13 protein-coding genes are annotated in these 19932 nt (G+C 69.4%); 9 read left to right on the top strand and 4 right to left on the bottom strand.

Annotated features, from left to right (window positions below; translation table 11 throughout):
- Positions 1–5 precede the first annotated feature (5 nt).
- The gene (gene ispG / locus ASD69_RS02455) at positions 6–1277 is read right to left on the bottom strand and encodes a flavodoxin-dependent (E)-4-hydroxy-3-methylbut-2-enyl-diphosphate synthase (protein ID WP_056173556.1); all 1272 of its coding nucleotides are present in this window, start codon (positions 1275–1277) and stop codon (positions 6–8) included.
- 147 nt (positions 1278–1424) lie between these two features.
- Here ispG and xseA point away from each other — a divergent pair, with 147 nt between their 5' ends.
- From xseA to ASD69_RS02435, 4 genes are all read left to right on the top strand, one after another.
- Positions 1425–2780 (top strand): exodeoxyribonuclease VII large subunit, encoded by a 1356-nt coding sequence (xseA, locus tag ASD69_RS02450; RefSeq protein ID WP_056173553.1) that lies wholly within the window; start codon positions 1425–1427, stop codon positions 2778–2780.
- 299 nt (positions 2781–3079) lie between these two features.
- Positions 3080–4726, top strand: coding sequence for an acetolactate synthase large subunit (locus ASD69_RS02445; RefSeq protein ID WP_056173551.1), 1647 nt, complete (start codon positions 3080–3082; stop codon positions 4724–4726).
- A gap of 41 nt (positions 4727–4767) precedes the next feature.
- Positions 4768–6240 (top strand): aldehyde dehydrogenase family protein, encoded by a 1473-nt coding sequence (locus tag ASD69_RS02440; RefSeq protein WP_056173548.1) that lies wholly within the window; start codon positions 4768–4770, stop codon positions 6238–6240.
- A 352-nt stretch (positions 6241–6592) separates the two neighbouring features.
- Positions 6593–8527, top strand: a complete 1935-nt coding sequence (locus tag ASD69_RS02435) for a VWA domain-containing protein (RefSeq protein ID WP_235567129.1) — start codon at positions 6593–6595, stop codon at positions 8525–8527.
- Here the strand turns inward: ASD69_RS02435 and ASD69_RS02430 are convergent.
- Entirely contained in the window at positions 8517–11312 is a 2796-nt protein-coding gene (locus tag ASD69_RS02430; RefSeq protein ID WP_235567168.1) for an EAL domain-containing protein, read from the bottom strand. The two genes, ASD69_RS02435 and ASD69_RS02430, sit on opposite strands and share 11 nt — an antisense overlap.
- Positions 11313–11625: 313 nt before the next feature.
- On the opposite strand from ASD69_RS02430, the gene ASD69_RS02425 reads away from it, so the two are divergent.
- The 5 genes from ASD69_RS02425 to ASD69_RS02405 are packed head-to-tail and all read left to right on the top strand — an operon-like array spanning position 11626 to position 16012.
- Positions 11626–12180, top strand: coding sequence for an RNA polymerase sigma factor (locus ASD69_RS02425; RefSeq protein ID WP_056173542.1), 555 nt, complete (start codon positions 11626–11628; stop codon positions 12178–12180).
- Positions 12177–13232: a hypothetical protein gene (locus ASD69_RS02420; protein ID WP_056173541.1), complete on the top strand. Its 1056-nt coding sequence runs from the start codon at positions 12177–12179 to the stop codon at positions 13230–13232. The genes ASD69_RS02425 and ASD69_RS02420 overlap by 4 nt, the downstream gene beginning before the upstream one ends.
- A 10-nt stretch (positions 13233–13242) precedes the next feature.
- Positions 13243–13845, top strand: a complete 603-nt coding sequence (locus tag ASD69_RS02415; RefSeq protein WP_056173537.1) for a YigZ family protein — start codon at positions 13243–13245, stop codon at positions 13843–13845.
- Positions 13842–15623: an ABC transporter transmembrane domain-containing protein gene (locus tag ASD69_RS02410; protein WP_056173534.1), complete on the top strand. Its 1782-nt coding sequence runs from the start codon at positions 13842–13844 to the stop codon at positions 15621–15623. The genes ASD69_RS02415 and ASD69_RS02410 overlap by 4 nt, the downstream gene beginning before the upstream one ends.
- A 20-nt stretch (positions 15624–15643) precedes the next feature.
- Positions 15644–16012, top strand: a complete 369-nt coding sequence (locus tag ASD69_RS02405) for an MmcQ/YjbR family DNA-binding protein (protein WP_056173531.1) — start codon at positions 15644–15646, stop codon at positions 16010–16012.
- Positions 16013–16071: 59 nt separating this feature from the next.
- Here the strand turns inward: ASD69_RS02405 and ASD69_RS02400 are convergent, their stop codons facing one another.
- Both ASD69_RS02400 and ASD69_RS02395 read right to left on the bottom strand, forming a co-directional pair.
- The gene (locus ASD69_RS02400; protein WP_056173529.1) at positions 16072–17253 is read right to left on the bottom strand and encodes a S1 family peptidase; all 1182 of its coding nucleotides are present in this window, start codon (positions 17251–17253) and stop codon (positions 16072–16074) included.
- Positions 17254–18188: 935 nt separating this feature from the next.
- Positions 18189–19421, bottom strand: a complete 1233-nt coding sequence (locus ASD69_RS02395) for a S1 family peptidase (protein ID WP_082576216.1) — start codon at positions 19419–19421, stop codon at positions 18189–18191.
- Positions 19422–19932: the final 511 nt, after the last annotated feature.

Raw genomic sequence — 19932 nt, 5'->3', positions numbered from 1 at the left:
GCGGCTCAGGCACCCGCTGCGCGAGCGCCATAGTTGCGGTCGACGTAACGGTCGATCAGGTCGACGAACTCGTCGGCGATGCGTTCGCCGCGCAGGGTCACGGTCTTCTCGCCGTCCTCGAACACCGGTGCCGACGGCGCTTCGCCGGTGCCCGGCAGCGAGATGCCGATGTTGGCGTGACGCGATTCGCCGGGGCCGTTGACCACGCAACCCATCACCGCCAGGGTCAGGTTCTCGGCGCCGGGGTGGCTGATCTTCCACTCCGGCATCTTCGCGCGCACATGCTCCTGCACCTTCTGCGCGAGTTCCTGGAAGAAGGTGCTGGTGGTGCGGCCGCAGCCCGGGCAGGCGGTGACCATCGGCGTGAACGCGCGCAGGCCCATGGTTTGCAGCAGTTCCTGCGCCACCACGACTTCGTTGCTGCGCGCCTGGCCGGGTTCGGGCGTGAGCGAAATGCGGATGGTGTCGCCGATGCCTTCCTGCAACAGCACGCCGAGCGCGGCGCAGGAAGCGACGATGCCCTTGCTGCCGATACCGGCCTCGGTCAGCCCCAGGTGCAGGGCGAAATCGCCGCGGTTGGCGAGCTCGCGGTAGACCGCGATCAGCTCCTGCACGCCGCTGACCTTGGCGCTGAGCACGATGCGGTCGGCCGGCAGGCCGATCTCGACCGCGCGCTGGGCCGAGTCCAGGGCCGAGCGGATCAGGGCCTCGCGCAGCACCCGGCCGGCGTCCCAGGGTTCGGCGCGGGCGTGGTTCTCGTCCATCAGGGTCGCCGCCAGGGCCTGGTCCAGCGAGCCCCAGTTGGCGCCGATGCGCACCGGCTTGCCGTGCTTGATCGCGAACTCGATCAGGGTCGCGAACTGGCTGTCCTTCTTCTTGCCGAAACCGACGTTGCCGGGGTTGATGCGGTACTTGCCCAGGGCCTCGGCGCAGGCCGGCTCGGCGGTGAGCAGTTGATGGCCGTTGTAGTGGAAGTCGCCGATGATCGGAACCTCGATGCCCATCATCGCCAGCTTGTCGACGATGCGCGGCACCGCCGCGGCGGCCTCGACGGTGTTGACCGTGACCCGCACCAGCTCCGAGCCCGCGCGCCACAGCTCGGCGACCTGCTTGGTGGTGGAGGCGACGTCGGCGGTGTCGGTGTTGGTCATCGACTGCACCACCACCGGCGCGCCGCCGCCGACCTCGACCGCGCCGATGCGGACGCTGCGGGTCAGGCGACGCGGCAAGGGCCCGAAACCGGGATGGGCGCAGGGCAAGGGAGCGTCGGAATTCATGCCTCTATTGTAAAGCCGGGATTTGGGATTGGGGATTTGGGATTCGTAAGGCATAGAGGCGCCCCAGCTTTAACGAATCCCGAATCCCGAATCCACAATCCCGGCCCTAAAAGCAGTACGGTATCGGGCCGTAACGCCCGCCCGAACATGAACGCCGCCGCGCCCGACCACGTCCTCTCGCCCAGCCAGCTCAACGCCCTGGCGCGCAATCTGCTGGAGGACACCTTCCCGCTGGTCTGGGTCGAGGGCGAGCTGGGCAATCTGTCGCGGCCGTCGTCCGGGCATCTGTACATGACCCTCAAGGACGCGCGCGCGCAGGTGCGTTGCGCGATGTTCAAGCCCAAGAGCAGCTGGCTGAAGTTCGTCCCGCGCGAGGGTCTGCGCGTGCTCGCGCGCGGCCGTCTGACCCTGTACGAGGCGCGCGGCGATTACCAGCTGGTGCTGGACCACATGGAGGAGGCCGGCGAAGGCGCGCTGCGGCGCGCGTTCGAGGAACTCAAGGCGCGCCTGAGCGCCGAGGGCCTGTTCGACCCCGAACGCAAGCGCCCGCTGCCGCGCTACCCGGCGCGCGTGGGTGTGATCACCTCGCCCAGCGGCGCGGCGGTGCGCGATGTGCTCAGCGTGTTCGCGCGGCGCTTCCCGCTGATCCAGGCGGAAGTGCTGCCGGTGCCGGTGCAGGGCGAAGGCGCCGCGGCCCAGATCGTGAGCATGCTGCAGCGCGCGGCGGCGTCCGGCCGCTACGACGTGCTGGTGCTGGCGCGCGGCGGTGGTTCGCTTGAAGACCTGTGGGCCTTCAACGACGAGCGCCTGGCGCGCGCGATCGCGGCCTGCGAGGTGCCGGTGGTCTCGGCGATCGGCCACGAGACCGACTTCAGCCTGTCCGACTTCGCCGCCGACCTGCGCGCGCCTACCCCCTCGGTCGCGGCCGAACTGATCGCGCCTGACCGCGACGAACTGCTGCGCCGCCTGCGCCAGCTCGACGCGCGCCTGCGCAACCTGCAACTGCAGCGCCTGCGCCAGGCCATGCAACGCGCCGACCGCGCCGCGCTGCGGCTCAACGCGCTGCGGCCGCAGGCGCGCCTGCAGGCCCTGCGCCTGCGCCAGGCCGAGGCGCTGCGCCGGCTCAGCGCGGCCTGGCAGCGCCAACTCGAACGCGAACGCGCGCGCCTGCGCCACGCCGATGCGGTGCTGCGCGCCAATCACCCGCAACGCCGCATCGCGGCCCTACGCGAACGTCTGAGCACGCTCGCGTCGCGCCCGCGCGCCGCGATGGCGCGCCGGCTCGCCCACCAGGGCCTGCACCTGCGCGGTCTGGCACGCTCGCTGGAAGCGGTCAGCCCACTGGCCACGGTCGCGCGCGGCTACGCCATCCTGCAGCGCGAGGACGGCCAGGTCGTGCGCAGCGTGTTGGATGCGGCACCGGGCGACCGCCTGAGCGCGCGCGTCCAGGACGGGCGGCTGCGGGTGAAGGTCGAGGGCGGGGACGACGGCGCGGCCGTCTGAGACACGGCTCGATACGCGTTGCGCCGCAAACGGGATTCATCGCGGCTGACGCCGCTCCCACAGGCGGCGGGCACCAGAAACTCAGGGCCTGCGAAGGCCCCTCCGCAGCGCCGCCGCTGCGCCTGTGGGAGCGGCGTAAGCCGCGATAACGCCACCTCGCACCCGACGATGGCGTCAACGGCCGACGCCCCTACCCACGCGACGCACCGTTCCGCCCAAGGCGCCCCGCCATCGCCCATCGCTAACACGATCTGAGCGACGATCGCAGGACTCGGGCGCAGCCCACCACGGAGTCCCGCATGACCAAGGCGTCCGATCTGTTCGTCGCCGCGCTCGAAGCCGAAGGCGTGGAGTACGTGTTCGGGATTCCGGGCGAAGAAAACCTGGACCTGCTGGAATCGCTGCGCACCTCCACGATCAAACTGGTCCTGACCCGTCACGAGCAGGCCGCCGGTTTCATGGCCGCGACCTACGGCCGCCTCACCGGCAAGGCCGGCGTCTGCCTGTCCACTCTGGGCCCGGGCGCGACCAACCTGGTCACCCCCGCCGCCTACGCCCAGCTCGGCGCCATGCCGATGCTGATGATCACCGGCCAGAAGCCGATCAAGACCAGCAAACAGGGCCATTTTCAGATCGTCGACGTGGTCGACACCCTGCGCCCTCTGACCAAGTACACCCGCCAGATCGTGTCCGCAGACGCGATCCCGGCGCGCGTGCGCGAGGCCTTCCGCCGCGCCGAGGAGGAGCGCCCCGGGGCCACCCACCTGGAGCTGCCGCAGGACATCGCCGCCGATCCGACCGAGGCCCGGCTGATCCCCGCTTCGTACTCGCGCCGCCCGCTGGCCGAGGACAAGGCCATCGCGCACGCCGCGGCCGCGATCATGCGCGCGCGCCATCCGCTGCTGATGATCGGCGCCGGCGCCAACCGCAAGACCACCGCGCGCCAGCTGCGCGCCCTGATCGCCAAACTCGGCATCCCCTTCTTCACCACCCAGATGGGCAAGGGCGTGGTCGACGAAACCGACCCGTTATGGCTGGGCAACGCGGCATTGTCCGATCACGACTTCGTGCACCGCGCGATCGACGCCGCCGACTGCATCGTCAACATCGGTCACGACGTGATCGAGAAGCCGCCGTTCTTCATGCGCGAGGGCCGGCGCACGGTGATCCACGTCAACTACGCCAGCGCCGAAGTCGACGCGGTGTACTTCCCGCAGATCGAAGTGGTGGGCGACATCGCCAACGCGGTCTGGCAGCTGTCGGAGGCGATCGCGCCGCAGCCGCACTGGGACTTCGCCTTCTTCGATCGCGTGCGCGCCGCGATGGAAGCGCAGATCGACGAGCGCAACGCCGACCCACGCTATCCGCTGGTGGCGCAGCGCCTGGTCGCCGACGTGCGCGCCGCGATGGGCGAACGCGACATCGTGTGCCTGGACAACGGTCTGTACAAACTCTGGTTCGCGCGCGGCTATCGCTGCCGCCGGCCCAACACGCTGTTGCTGGATAACGCGCTGGCGACCATGGGCGCGGGCCTGCCCTCGGCGATGGCGGCGCGCATCGTGCATCCGGACCGGCGCGTGCTGGCGGTCTGCGGCGACGGCGGCTTCATGATGAACTCGCAGGAACTGGAGACCGCGGTGCGCCTGGGCCTGGACCTGACCGTGCTGGTGCTGCGCGACGATGCCTACGGCATGATCAAGTGGAAGCAAGCCCACGAGCGCTACCCCAGCTTCGGCATGGACCTGGGCAACCCGGATTTCGTGAAATATGCCGAAAGCTACGGCGCGCGTGGCCACCGTCCCGCCAGCAGCGACGCGTTCCTGCCGCTGCTGCGACGCGCGCTGGACGCGCCCGGGGTAGACCTGATCGAAGTGCCGATCGACTACGCCGACGACGACCGTATCCTCAACGAAGACATCCCGCGCCTGAGCGCCGCGGTGCGCTGAGCGCCGACGCCCACCACCTCCGTACGCAACCGGAATCCGCCATGGCCAAGTCCCCCTCCAAGTCCAAGACCGCCTCCGGACTCAAGAGCAGCTATCCCTACTACCTCGCCAACCGCCCGGTCGCGGCCAACACCGACCTGGAAGTGCTGGACAAGTACAGCGGCAAGGTCGCCACCCGCGTCGCCTTCGCCGATGCCTCGGTGGTGCGCAAGGCCATCGTCGCCGCGCACAAGGCGCGCGAGGCCATGGCCGCGTTTCCGCCCGACGCGCGCCGCGACGTGCTCGAACACTGCGTCAATCGCTTCAGCGAGCGCCATGAAGAACTGTCGCTGGCCCTGTGCATCGAGGCGGGCAAACCGATCAAGGACGCGCGCGGCGAAGTCACCCGCCTGATCGACACCTTCCGCATCGCCGCTGGCGAGGCCACGCGCCTGGACGGCGAGATCATCGAGTTGCAGATCTCCCCGCGCACGCGCGGCTACCGCGGCATGGTCAAGCGCGTACCGGTCGGGCCCTGCAGCTTCATCACCCCGTTCAACTTCCCGCTCAACCTGGTCGCGCACAAGGTCGCGCCGGCGATCGCCGCCGGTTGCCCCTTCGTGCTCAAGCCCGCGGTCAAGACCCCGGTGGGCGCGCTCATCATCGGCGAGGTGCTGGCCGAGACCGACCTGCCCCGCGGCGCGTTCTCGGTGATCTGCTGCTCCAACGAGGACGCCGGCGCGCTCACCGAGGACGAGCGCATCGCCCTGCTCAGCTTTACCGGCGGATTGATCGGCTGGGAGCTCAAGGCGCGCGCGGGCCGCAAGAAGGTGACCCTGGAGCTGGGCGGCAACGCGGCCTGCATCATCGACGAAGACCCGGGCGTGCCGTTGGACCACGTGGTCGAGCGACTGGTGTTCGGCGCCTATTACCAGAGCGGCCAGAGCTGCATCAGCGTGCAGCGCATCTACGCGCACGCGGCGATCTACGACCAGTTGCGCAAGAAGCTCAAGGCGGCGGTGTCGAAGCTGCGCATGGGCGACCCCCGCGACGAGCGCACCTTCATCGGCCCGGTGATCGACGAGGCCGCGGCCAAGCGCATCGAATCCTGGGTGACGGCCGCGCGCAAGGGCGGCGCCAAGCTGATCGCCGGCGGCGAACGCCGCGGCAACATGCTGCCGGCCACGCTGCTGGAACGGGTGCCGCGCGACAGTGAGCTGTTCCGCCAGGAGGTGTTCGGCCCGGTCGCGTTCATGGCCCCGTTCGAGGATTTCGACCAGGCCCTGGCCCAGGTCAACGACAGCGACTTCGGCCTGCAGGCCGGCGTGTTCACCGACCGCCTCGACCACGCCATGCGCGCCTGGGACCGCCTGGAGGTCGGCGGCGTGATCGTCGGCGACGTGCCCAGCTTCCGCGTCGACAACATGCCCTACGGCGGCGTGAAAAATTCGGGCCTGGGCCGCGAGGGCGTGCGCTACGCGATCGAGGACATGACCGAGCAGCGGCTGTTGGTGATTCGGGATCCGGTGGCGTAACGCTGTTTTAGTCCCTCTCCGGCTGGCGATGTCCGAAGGGTATGCACGGCTGAAAGGAGTTGGGGTGAGGGCCGGCGCGAGCACTCCACTCCAACCTCGCACGGCGCCCTCATCCGCGAGCGGGAGAAGGCTTAAGGCGACGTAGGGTGCGGTGACAACCGCACCGTCGCGATGGTGCGGTTCGCTGCGCTCACCACACCCTACCTATGGCCCCTCGCGCGCGCGGCGCACGAAGGGTGGGCAAGGCTGAGGGGGCTTGGGGTGAGCGCCCCCCACACGCGATCGAGACGCCTTTAACCCCGCTTCGCCAAGCCATGCGTTTCGACCCAGGACCTCCCTGGGAACCGCCCGCATGAACGCCAAGCCGCAGCCCTACCCCAGCTCCCTCCTGTTCGTCGCCGTGCTCAGTGCGCTCGCGCTGAGCGCCTGTCACACCAGCACCCGCAACGACGCGCCCAGCGCCGACAAGGCCGATGCGCGCAGCGAACGCCAGACGGCGCAGACCGCGCCGTCCGCAGCCGACGTGGTCGCGATCCGGGACCAGGCCGCCGGCGCGGTGGCGGCCGCGGACGCCGCCAAGGCGGCCGCCGACTCGGTCGCCAACGCCAGCGTCGAGTTGCCGGAAGCCAATCTGTCCATGCGCCGCGCGCCAGGCGCGCCGCCGCCTCCGCCGGCTCCGGCAATGGCCTACGTCACCGAGTCCAAGCAGCTGGCACCGGCTTCCACGCTGGAGGCCATCAACGTCAGTGGCAGCCGCATGAAGCGCGCTCAGATCGGCACCGCGTCGCCGGTGATGGCGGCGCCGTCCGTGGGCTTCTTGGGCGATGCGCAATTTCAACCCGCCAACACCGAAAAATACGCCGCGCGCGAAGACAACCCCGTGCGCCGCACCGCCGACGAACCGCTGTCCACCTTCTCGATCGACGTCGACACCGGCAGCTACAGCAACGTGCGCCGCATGCTCAACCAGGGCGTGCGTCCGCCCGCCGACGCGGTGCGCGCGGAGGAGTTCATCAATTACTTCGACTACGGCCACCCCGCCCCGACGTCGCGCGACACGCCGTTCCGGGTCACCACCGAACTCGCGCCGGCGCCGTGGAACGCGCAGCGCCAGCTGCTGATGATCGGCATCAAGGGCTACGACGTGCCCAAGGCCACCCTGCCGCCGGCCAACCTGGTGTTCCTGATCGACACCTCCGGCTCGATGGATCAGCCCGACAAGCTGCCCCTGCTCAAGAGCGCCTTCGGCCTGTTGACCAAACAGCTGCGCCCGCAGGACCGCATCTCGATCGTGGTCTACGCCGGCTCGGCCGGCCTGGTCCTGCCGCCCACGCCCGGCGATCGCCAGAGCGAAATCCTGGAGGCGCTGGACCGCCTGCAGGCCGGCGGCAGCACCAACGGCGGCGACGGCATCCGCCTGGCCTATGCCATGGCCAAGCAGGCCTACGTCAAGGACGGCGTGAACCGGGTGATCCTGGCCACCGACGGCGACTTCAATGTCGGCACCGTGAGCCAGGGCGCGCTCGAGACGCTGGTCGCCGATCAGCGCAAGAGCGGCATCGCCCTGACCACGCTGGGCTTCGGCCAGGGCAACTACAACGACGCGCTGTCGGAAAAACTCGCCGATGTCGGCGACGGCAACCACGCCTACATCGACACCCTGCAGGAAGCGCGCAAGGTGCTGGTCGAGGAAATGGGTTCGACCATGTTGACCATCGCCCGCGACGTCAAGATCCAGGTCGAGTTCAACCCGGCCCTGGTGTCCGAGTACCGTCTGATCGGCTACGAGAACCGCGTGCTCAAGCACGAGGATTTCAACAACGACAAGGTCGACGCCGGCGACATCGGCGCCGGTCACGAGGTCACCGCGCTATACGAACTCACGCCGGTCGGCTCCACCGCCGCGCGCCTGCCCGCGCTGCGCTATCGCGAAGCGCCCGCCGCGCAGGCCGGCAAGAGCGGCGAGATCGCCAACCTCAAGCTGCGCTACAAGCGCCCCGGCCAGGACGCCAGCCGCCTGATCGAAACCCCGATCCTGCGTTCGCAGCTGCATGCCCAGCCCGGCGAGTCGATGCGCTTCGCCGCCGCGGTGGCCGCGTTCGCCGACGCCTTGCGCGGCGGCAGCCGTTCCGACGGCTGGGGCTGGGACAAGATCGAGGCGACCGCGCGCGCGAGCAAGCTGGACGATCGCTGGGGTCAGCGCCGCGAGCTGTTGCAGTTGATCGAACGCGCGCGCCGCCAGATCGCTGGCGACACGCCCTCCACCGCGGTCAGCGTCAGCGAGTGAGCGCCTGCCGCAGCGGCGCCTGCGCGCGCTCGGCCGGGTGCCCGAACAGATAGCCTTGGCCGTAGGCGCAGCCCAGTTCGCGCAATGCCGCGAGCTGGGCTTCGTTTTCCACGCCTTCGCCGATGGTGTGGATGCCCAAGGTGCCGGCCAGCGCCTGGATCGCGCGCACCACCGCCACGCTCTCGGGGCGGGTTTCGCCGACCAGGCCGGCGACGAAACTCTGATCGATCTTCAGGCACTCGATCGGGAACCGATGCAGGTAGGACAGCGCCGAGAAGCCGGTACCGAAATCGTCCAATTGGGCGAGCACGCCGTGGCCGCGCAAGGTGCGCAGCATGCGCAGCGCGCGCGGCACGTCGTCCAGCAGCGCGCCTTCGGTGATCTCGATGCGCAGCCGGTGCGGGTCGGCGCCGGCCTCGTCGATCATGCGCAGCAAGCGGTCGGCGAAGTCCGAGGCGCGGAAATGCCGCGGCGAGACGTTGACCGACACGTAACCCTCGCCGCCTTCGGCCAGCTGCCGCATCACTTGCGCGTACAGCAGCCAATCGACCTCCTCGATCAGACCGCTGTCCTCGCCCAGGCCGATGAAGTCGCTGGGCAGCAGCAGGCCGCGGCGCTCGTGGCGCCAGCGCAGCAGGGCCTCGTGACCGATCACGCTGTGATCGCTCAGGCGCACGATCGGCTGGTAGTAGGCGATGAAGCCGTCGCCGTTGATGGCGCGACGCAGGTCGGCTTCCAGGTCGAGGATGCGTACCGCCTGTTCGCGCATGGCCTCGTCGAACACCGCGCAGCGGTCGCGGCCGGCGGACTTGGCGCGGTACATCGCCGCGTCGGCGTCGCGCAGCAGCTCGGCGCCGGTGCGGTAGCGCGGGTGCCACATCGCGATGCCCAGGCTGGCCGAGGGGAACACCTCGCGCCCAGCCACCCAGCACGGCTCGCCTAGCGCGCGCAGGATCCGGTGCGAGAGCTCCTCGGCCACGCGCAGGCCGTCGATGTTGTCGACCAGGATCGCGTATTCGTCGCCGCCCAGGCGCGCGACCGTGTCGTCGGTGCGGACCGCGGCGACGATGCGGCGCCCGGCTTCGATCAGCAATTCGTCGCCGGCGGAGTGGCCGACGCTGTCGTTGACCAGCTTGAAGCGGTCCAGGTCCAGGAACAGCACCGCGAACTGGCGGCGCGGATCCTGCTGGGCGCGCGCGATCGCGGTCTCCAGCCGTTCCAGCAGCTGGCCGCGATTGGGCAAGCCGGTCAGGGCGTCGTGCAGGGCCTGATGGGTGAGCTGCTGCTCGGCGCGCAGGCGCTCGCCGATCTGCGACAGCAGCTCGGTGTTGGCCTGGGCCAGCTCGCGGGTGCGCGAGGCCACGCGCTGCTCGAGTTCGGAATGCGCCGTGACCAGGCGGTCCTGGGTCTGCTTGCGCGCCAGGCCGTTGCTGATGTGGTGGGCGACGAAGGTCAGCAGTTCCTGGTCGCGCACGGTGAAGGCGATCGCCGGCGAATAGCTCTGCACCGCGATCACGCCGACCACGTGGTCGCCGCGGAACAGCGGCACGCCCAACCAGCAGTGCGCCTGCGAACCCAGGCTGCGCACCAGGCCGGCCGCAGCCAGGCTGGCGATGCGGTTGCGGTCGGCCAGCAAGGCCTGGCCGCGCTTGATCACGTATTCGGTCAGGCCCACGCCCAGGCGCCGACTCTCGCGGATCGGGTCGCGCTCGTCGATCGAGTACGGAAACTCCAGGTGCTCGCCGTCGTCGGCGATCAGGGCGATGTAGAAGTTGCGCGCGTACAGCAGTTCGCTGACCACGTCGTGGACCTGGGCGTAGAAGCGCTCCAGCGTTTCGGAGGTGATCGACAGTTCGGCGATCCGGAACAAGGCGCGCTGCAGGCGCTCGGCGCGTTGGCGCTCGATGATCTCGGCCTGCAGATCGCGGTTGCTCAGCTGCAGCGCCTGGGTGCGCTCGGCGACCCGGCGTTCGAGCTCCTCGCGGGCGCGGTAGCGATCCAGCGCGGTCAGAATGTGCTGGGCCACGAATGCCAGCAGCGCGCGCTCTTCGTCGCCGTACAGGCCCGGGCGGTCGTAGCTTTGCACCACGATCGCGCCGCAGACGCGGTCGTCGCGGCGCATCGGCACGCCCAGCCAGTCCTGGCTGTCGGGGCCGTGGGTCAGGTCCTGGGTGACGTTGAGCTGCTCGCGTATCGAGGCCGAGGACCCCTGCAGCGGCTCGCCGTGGCGCAGCAGCGCCAGGGTCAGGCTGTTGGGCATCTCGTCGCCGCGGATCTCGCGCTCGGGCTCGGCGATGTAGGTATCGATGCGGTCGGCGAAGTACAGGAAGCGCAGGCTGTCGCGCACGTCGTCGTAGAGCACGATGTAGCAGTTCTCGGCGTACATCAGGCCGCCGACCACGCCGTGGATGCGGCGCAGCATGTCGACCATGTCCAGATCCGAGCCGGCCAGGTCGGCGATCTCGTACAAGGCCTGCTGCAGGCGCTCGGACTTTTCCAGCGACTCGACCCGCGCCTGCGCGCGCGCCGCCGCCAGCTGCACCGCCACCAGGCGCTGCGCCAGCGCCAGCCAGGGCTCGCGCGCAGACTGCTCCAACGGCGCGCCCAGTTGCGCGCACAGCGCCGCACGAGTGCCGTCGTCCAGGGTCCAGGCGGCCGCGACGCGGTCGGGGTGTTCGGGCTCCGGCCCGTGGCCATCGAGCAGGCGTTCGGCGATCGCGGCCGATTCCGGCGCCGCGCTCGCGGCCGAGCCGCCGACCACGCCGCGCGCGTCCAGCCAGCGCACCGCCACCCGCGAGCCCGCCGGCAGGCCGTCGCACAGCGCGCCCGCCAGCTCATCGCCGGTTCCAGGCGCCCCCGCGTGGACGCCTGCTGCTGGCCTTCCGGTTGTCTGCACCGCTACAGGCCTCTGGATCGTTCATGTTTCTACAACGCAGGGCGCAGGATAGCCTGAGCGGACGGCCGCGAACCGCCAACCCCGTCGCGGCCCTTGGGCCGTTCGTCTGGACATGCACCTGGCGATCGCCCCCCACCCTGGGGCCGTCCGGAGGGAGGCCCATGGCTTCCCGTCGGCGGCGCCAACCCGTACCCTGCCGCGGATGAATTCGGCTGCGGACGCGAGCGACGACGTATTGATGCTGGCCTGGACGGGCGGCGATACGACGGCGTTCGAGACCCTGTACGCCCGCCACCGCGGCCCGCTGTACCGCTTTTTGCTGCGCCAGGTGCGCGATTCGGCGCTGGCCGACGAGTTCTTCCAGGACGTCTGGCAGCGCGTGATCGCCGCGCGCCACGGCTGGAAGCCGGACGCCGCGTTCAGCACCTGGCTGTTCCGGATCGCTCACAATCGGCTCAACGATTACTGGCGCGGTCTCAAGCACCGCCCCGCCGCCCCCGAGGACGGCGACGAGCGCGCCGCGCGCGTGCCCGATCCGACCACGCCCGAGCGCGAACTGTCCGAATTCGAACAGCGCCGCCGCTTGCAGCGCGCGATCGAGGAATTGCCCGAAGAGCAGCGCGAGGTGGTGCTGCTGAGGCTGGAGCAGGAGCTGAGCCTCGAAGAGATCGGCGACATCACTGGCGCCGGACGCGAAACGGTTAAATCCAGGCTGCGCTACGCGATGGACAAGCTGCGGCTGAGGCTGAACGAATGAAGCGCAACACCCCCGATCCGTTGTCGCCCGAAGAACGCGCCCTGGCCGACCGCCTGGCGCGGCTGGGGCCGCACGACGGCCCCTCGCCCGCGCTGGACGCGAAGATCCTGGCCGCGGCGCATGCCGCTGCGGCAGGTTCGCGCCCGCCGCAGCGTACGCGGCGGCGCTGGGCCCTGAGCGCGATCCCGGGCGGCCTGATCACCGGCGTCGGCGTGGCCGCGACCATGGCCCTGGCGGTGGGCGTGGTCTGGCAGCTGCGCCCGATCAGCCCCTCGCGGGAGGCGCCGATCCACGAGCCCGCCGACGGCGCCTTCACCAGCGCGGAGATGATCGCGCGCCCGCGCCAGACCATCGCGCCGCCGCCTCCGCCGGCCGCGCCCGCGCTACCGCAAGCCAACATGAGCCGGCCCGCGCCGCAGGCGTCCGCCGATGCGGCCGCCGCGTCGGTGGCTGCGGCGCCGCCGCTCGCGGCCTCCGCCGCCAAGCCGGCCGCCGAAGCGCCGGCGCAAGCCGCCGACGGCTACACCTTCTACGAAAGCGACGCGCCCTCGCCGGCCGCGCCCAGCGCGCGTCGCCAACGCACCGATAAGGGCGTCGCTGCCAACGCGGCCGCGCCGGCCGATGCAGCCGCCGACGCCGCGGGCAACATGTCCGGTTTCTACAGGGCGCCCGACTACGCGCCGCCTGCGCCGGCCGCCAAGCCGGGACAGGACTCGGACCCCTTCAGCCTCAGCCCCTCCAAGGCGCGCCGCGCCGCCGAAGCCGCCGAACAGCGCCGCGAAGCCGAGGCCAAGCAGGAAACCACGCTGGACCGCATCGAGGTCACCGGCTCGCGCATCAAGCGCGCCGACATCGAGAGCGCGCAGGACGTCGCGATCGTGCTGCCGCCGCTGCGCGAGGACGCGCGCCTGGAACGCGCCGAATGGCTGGAACGCATCCGCGCCCGCCGCGATGCTGGCGACGTCGACGACGCCCGCGCCAGTCTCAAGCTGTTCCGCAAGACCTATCCGCGCGTGCGCATTCCCGACGACCTGCGTCCGCTGCAGCGATGAGGTTCGCGCCTTGAGCGCGGCCACGCTGGCGGCCGAGGTCTCGCACGAAATCGAGGTCAAGCACAGCCGCTTCCTGGCCCTGGCCGCGCCGGTAGACACGCCGGAGGCCGCGCTGGCCTTCCTCGCCCGCGTCGCCGACCCCGCCGCCACCCACAACTGCTGGGCGTACCGGATCGGCGCCCAGTACCGCTTCAACGACGACGGCGAACCGGCCGGCACCGCCGGCCGGCCGATCCTGGCCGCGATCGAGGGCCAGGGCTACGACCGCGTGGTGGCCGTGGTCACGCGCTGGTACGGCGGCATCAAGCTCGGCGCCGGCGGCCTGGTGCGCGCCTACGGCGGCTGCGCGGCCGAGTGCCTGCGCCGGGCCGAGCGGCGCGAACTGATCGTGCTGCGCAACGCGAGCCTGAGCTACGCCTTCGAGGACACCGGCGCCGTGCACGCAGCCCTGGCCGCCCACGGCGCCGACAAGCTGGACGAGGATTTCGACGCCACGGGCGCCCGCATGCGCATTCGCCTGCCCGAAAACCGCCTCGACGCCTTGAAAGCGCAGCTGCGCGACGCCACTCGTGATCGGGTACGCCTGCGCGCCGAAGACGCCGATACCCCATGACCGACACCGCCGACACCCCGCCGGCTCCGACCGCTGCCGCCAAGGCGCCCATCGGCAGCCTGCGCACCCTGTGGCCGTTCGTGCGCCGGCACCTGGGGCTGTTCATCGCCTGGCTGGTCGCCCTGGCCGCGTCCAGCACCGCCACGCTGAGCCTGCCGCCGGCGTTCAAGACCATGATCGACCAGGCCTTCACCCAGGGCGGCGGCGCGATCGATCAGGCCTTCGTGCTGCTGTTCGGTGTCGCGGTCGCGCTGGCCCTGGCCACCGCCGCGCGCTTCTTCTTCGTCTCGCTGCTGGGCGAACGCGTGGTCGCCGATCTGCGCCAGCAGTTGTATACGCACCTGATCGGCCTGGACGCCGGCTTCCACGACCGCAGCCGCAGCGGCGAGCTGGTCTCGCGCCTGACCGCCGACGCCGAGCTGCTGCGCAGCGTGGTCGGCTCCAGCATGTCGGTCGCGCTGCGCAGCTCGATCACGGTGATCGGCAGCATCACCATGCTGTTCATCACCGAACCGCGTCTGGCCGCCTACGCGATGCTGGGCATTCCGCTGGCGGTGCTGCCGATCGTGATCGGCAGCCGCCGCCTGCAGAAGATCTCGCGCGCCAGCCAGGACCGCGTCGCCGACGCCAACACCCTGGCCAGCGAAACCCTGGGCGCGGTACGCACCGTACAGGCGCACGCGCGCGAACCCTACGAACGCGGCCGTTTCGACGCCGCGCTCAAGATCGCGGTGGCGACCGCGCGCAAGCGCATCGGCATCCAATCGCTGGTCACCGCGGTGGCGATCACCCTGATCTTCGGCGCGATCACCCTGGTGCTGTGGTCGGGCGCGCACGAAGTCGCGCGCGGCCACATGACCGCCGGCACCCTGGGCCAGTTCATCCTCTACGCCCTGATCGCGGGCGGTTCGGTCGGCGCCCTGGCCGAAGTCTGGAACGACCTGCAACGCGCGGCCGGCGGCATGGGCCGGATCAGCGAACTGCTCAACGAGGACAGCGCGATCGAAGCGCCCGCGCAGCCGGAGGCGCTGCCGCAACCGGTACGCGGCGAGATCGCGTTCGACGACGTCACCTTCCACTACCCGATGCGCCCGGACTTGCCGGCGCTGGACGACTTCACCCTGCGCGTGCGTCCGGGCGAAACCGTGGCCCTGGTCGGCCCCTCGGGCGCCGGCAAGAGCACGGTGTTCTCGCTGCTGCTGCGCTTCCACGATCCGCAGGCCGGCGCGGTCCGCGTCGACGGCATCGACGCGCGCCGGCTGGACCCGTCGGCGCTGCGCGAAACCATCGCCCTGGTGCCGCAGCAACCGACCATCTTCGCCGCCACGGCGCGCGACAATATCCGCTACGGCCGCCTGGAAGCCGACGATGCCGCGGTCGAAGCCGCGGTGCGCGCCGCCCACGCCGCCGACTTCATCGACGCCCTGCCCGAGCGCCTGGACACCGAACTGGGCGAGCGCGGCGCACGCCTGTCCGGCGGCCAGCAGCAGCGCATCGCGATCGCGCGCGCCCTGCTCAAGGACGCGCCCATCCTGCTGCTGGACGAGGCCACCAGCGCGCTGGATGCGCAGAGCGAACGCGCGGTGCAGCAGGCGCTGGAAACCCTGATGGAAGGCCGCACCACCCTGGTGATCGCGCATCGCCTGGCCACCGTGCTCAAGGCCGACCGCATCGTGGTCATGGACCGCGGCCGCATCGTCGCCGAGGGCAGCCACGAGCAATTGCTGGCTCAGGACGGTCTGTACGCGGAACTGGCGAAGCTGCAGTTCCTGGACTGAGCCCGAGGACGCGCGCCGGCATGGACACGACCCAGCTGAAGAAGTTCTGCGCGAAGCTCCCCGGCGCCGTGTCCACCCTGCACGGCCACCCGTCCAACATCCTCACCTACGCGGTCGGCGACAAGACCTTCGCCTATTTCAAGACCAGCGAACCCGAGCGCTGGCGCTTCAGCATCAAGGTCACGCCCGATCGCTTCCTGGAGCTGACCGGCGTGCCCGGGATCAAGCCCGCACGCTGGATGGGCCGCTTCCGCTGGATCACCATCGTCGACGTGCGCAGCGTGCCGGCCGATTACCTGCGCGAGCTGGTGGAGTGGTCGTATCGGGAAGCGCTGGGCAAACTCAGCCGCAAGCGTCGTGCGCTGGTGCTGAACGGCATCGACCCGTGACCGTAACCTGAGCCGCGAGGAGAACGCCCCGCCGGAGCGAGGCGTTCCCTGGCCGACGCTTACCGCGTCATCAACGTCAGCCCGTACTGGCTGAGGATGGGGTTGAGCCTATCGAAGTACATCCTGACCTGCGACGTAGGCAGCGAACAGTTGGTCCCGTCCGCGCCCACGTTACCGCCCGAGGTCACACCCTGCGCCTGACCGGCCGGGGTGATCCAAGCGCCGCCGGAATCGCCTTTACCGGCGCAGGCACTGGACTGGGTCAGGCCCCTCACCGTGCCTTCCTGGTAGTTCACGGTGACATTCTTGCCGGTAATGGAGCCGCAGCGGTACCCGGTGCGATAGCCCGAGCGGCAGACCGCCGCACCGATCGCCGCCTCGACGCTGCCCCGCACGGGCACTACGCCGCCGTTGTGGTCGGTGATTTCGGGCAACACGGTATGGGCGGTGCTGACCTGGACGTACGCACGATCGGTGCCGGGGAAGTTCGAGTGCGTGAACGATCCCAACGTCGAATTGCCCACATACACGCGGGTACCGACCGAACCGCAATGCCCGGCGGTCGCGTAGCCCGCAATGCCGCTACGCCTGGCCGGGATGCCGACCGAGCAGCCGAGGGTGGCGCCGGGGCTGAACCCATACAGCATGCCGCCGCGGATGGTGGCGACCAGGCTGGGCTTGTCCGCCGATTCGACGAAGCGCACGGTCGCGACATCGGCGCCGCTGGCCGCGACCAGGTCGATCGCTTCCTCGCTGGCGCCGGGGGAGAACGTCACCACCACGCTGTTGCTCGTGGGGTCCACATGCCACGAGTGCACGCCGGAGTAGAGCTTACTGATGCCCAATACGCGGCGCTGGGCGCTGCTGTCGAGCTGGCTCATCGACGACTGCAGCCGGCTCAGGCTGTAACGCACGCGGCGCAACTCCACGCCCGGTATCGCCAGCGCCTTGGCACCGGCGGTGGCGGCGACAAAAACGAAACTGCCGTCGGCTTTACGCTCGATCCAACTACCGGCATAGCCGGCGCCGAGCTGGCGCTGGGCCGACGCCTCCTGCGATTGCGACACTCTCTCGGTTTTCAGGTATTGCGACATCTGCTGGGCATTGACGCCCATATCACGCTGCATCGCCGCCTTCAGCACCGGCGACACTTCGTCCGCGGCCATGGCGCTGCCGCAAGAAATGGCCGCGACAGCCACGACCAGCGGCAGCAGCGAACGGTTGGGTTTGGAATGCTTCATGGAGAACTCCTGATGCGTTGAGCGTTTCGGCTCGGGGGAATTGACATCGTCGGAACCACCACGATGGGTAAACACGAACGTGGCGGGCATTGCCTGGTGACGCGGCGGAGCTTTCCCACGAGAGACGGGAACGCTTCGCGCGAACGAACTGCGTGAACAAAGTCGAGCCGTCATGACCGGGGACAGGATCGCGACGTCAAAAACAGCTCGCGTGCTGCGCTTGCACGACCTCGCACTGGTCGTTCCGCCGATTCGGCATATCGCCTTCGCACTCATGCATTGACCGTGCCCGGCGGTGGCGATCAGCGAACGGAAGAGGCTTGCATGGCGATTTCCTCCTGATAAATGGCCGTTACTCGAATGTGCGAAAACCGGTGGGATTGCTGAATCTCATCGTCAGCACCGCCATGACCGTCGGGATGGAACCGACTGCGTCGAAATCGACATCGCGATTGCGGACGCTTTTAGAAGATCAACTGCACGACAGTCCGTACAAGCCGATCGCAAGAGCGCGAACCGCTGAAAACAGGACTGCAATCACAGGAACGACATCGAGATCTGCGTGCGCGCGTGAAAATATTCGCACCCGTTTCGATACCCGAAAAAATGCGGCACACAGGGCGCATGACTTTCGCATGGACTATTTGGCAATCCACCATGACTCAAAGGCACACGCCTTGCACTCGGCGCAGCTGCTGCCGCGACCGTCATCGATAGCGACGGCAACTGGAATGTGGACAGCGACCTGCAGTAGGCATGCAACGTCGCGAGCAACGCTACTGTCGGCGCGCAAGAGCGCCTGCGCGGGCCACGATGGCCGCCCAGGCAAAGAGGTCGGTACCGCCATGCGCTGGCGTCATCGCATGCACGCAAGCAGACCTAAAACCCGGAGCTCCCGTCGTGACGGGAGCTCCGGGCCGTGCTTGCGATGGCGATTAGCCGGTCACCAAGGTCAGGCTGTAGGTGCTGAGGATCGGGTTGATCGGCGTGAAATGGGTCTGAACCTTGTTCTGCGAATGCATGCAGTTGTGGGCGAAGGGCTCCGGCCCCAACAGATTCGCGGTCGAGGTCACGCCCTGGGCCTGTCCGGCCGGGGTGAAGAACGAGCCGCCCGAATCGCCCTTGCCGCCGCAGGCATTGGTGCGGGTCACGCCGCTCCAGGTGACCACGCCCGCGCTGGTATTGGCTTGCGTGGTGACGTTGATGGCCGTAATCGTGCCGCAGCGGGTGCCGGTGGTTCTGCCGGAACGGCAGACCACCGCACCGACCGGCGCCGGAACCGATCCCTTCACCGTGATGAAGTTGTTGTGGTTGTAGTCCACCACCCAAGGCGCGATCGTATGCTCCGGGTACACCGTGACCCAGGCCTTGTCGCTTTTCGGGAAATCGGACAACACGAAATGCCCGGTCAGATTGCCGGCAATCCAGACCTGTTGGCCCGCTTTGCCGCAATGTCCGGCCGTAGCGTAGCCCTTGTGCTCGTTCTGCATGACCATGAAGCCCACCGAACAGTACGAGGTGTACTGACCGACGGGATAGGTGTATTCGAAGCCGCCGGCGACCGTGATCGCCGCCATCGCCTGTTGCTCGCCCTGGCTGGTCTCGAAGCGCACCGCGCCAGCGTCGGCCGAACTCGCGGCCACGAAGTCGACCGCGGCGTCGGTCGCGCCGGGCGCCAACTCGACCACCACGCTGTTGGTCGCCTGATCGACGTACCAGGCACGCACACCGTCCAGGGATTTGCTGATGCCGGGAATGCGCGACTTCGCGCCGCGGTCCAGCGACGCCATCGTGTCGTTCAGATGCGACAGGCTGTGGCGCACGCGACGCAGCTCGATGCCCTTGCGGCCGGCCAGGGCCTTGCCGCTGCCGGAGGTCGCCACCACCTGACGGAACGAACCATCGGCACCGCGCTCCAGCCAACTGCCGGCATAGCTGGCGCCCAGGGCGCGCTTGGCCGCGGCTTCTTCGGTGGCGGCGGCGCGTTCGAACTTCAGATACTGGCCCAGCTGCTGGGAACTCAGCCCCAGATCGCGCCGCATCGCATTCTTCACTTCGCTGGATAATTCGTCGGCGGCGACCGCGCCGCCGCTGGCCAGCAGGGTCAAGCCTGCGCATGCGATCGCGCGCAGGGGCAGGTTTCGGGTTTTGGCGGAGATAACAGGCATACGGAGTACTCCAGGCGAGAGGAAGAGAGCACCGCTGCGCACCCACGAAGATGCGAGTGCCGGCCGTCGCGCGCTCTTGGGCGCCGCGACGAAAACAGAGAAGCAATCGCATGCGGGTCCCGCAAGACGGCAGGAATGTGCCTGGACGCGCGGCCGCGCCCGCGCCTCGGGTGCGATGGCGCAAAGCGCGCTCGCGGTGCGGACAGGTGGCGACGAAATTCGGCGAGTACAACGACCACGTGCGCTACAGCGCGCTTAACTCTCGGGCACGAGCCTGCGCCTGCGTGGCACTGAATGCATCACGCACACGCCGCGGCTACGCAAACGGTGAGATATCGGGCCGGCGAACGGTAGGAGATCCGCACACTTCATTGGCGCTTGTGTGCGCAGCGCGATCCCACGCCTACGACCAAAGCATAAGATGCGCGCCGCCATCGAAATCGCGTTATGCGACTGCGATCACTCGGCGCAAGCCGCCGAACGACCGCGGACGCTCCCTGGGCGGGAGCGT

The sequence above is a fragment of the Lysobacter sp. Root604 genome (assembly GCF_001427505.1).
Lineage (GTDB): Bacteria > Pseudomonadota > Gammaproteobacteria > Xanthomonadales > Xanthomonadaceae > Lysobacter.
This window is presented reverse-complemented; position numbering and strand designations above follow the sequence as displayed.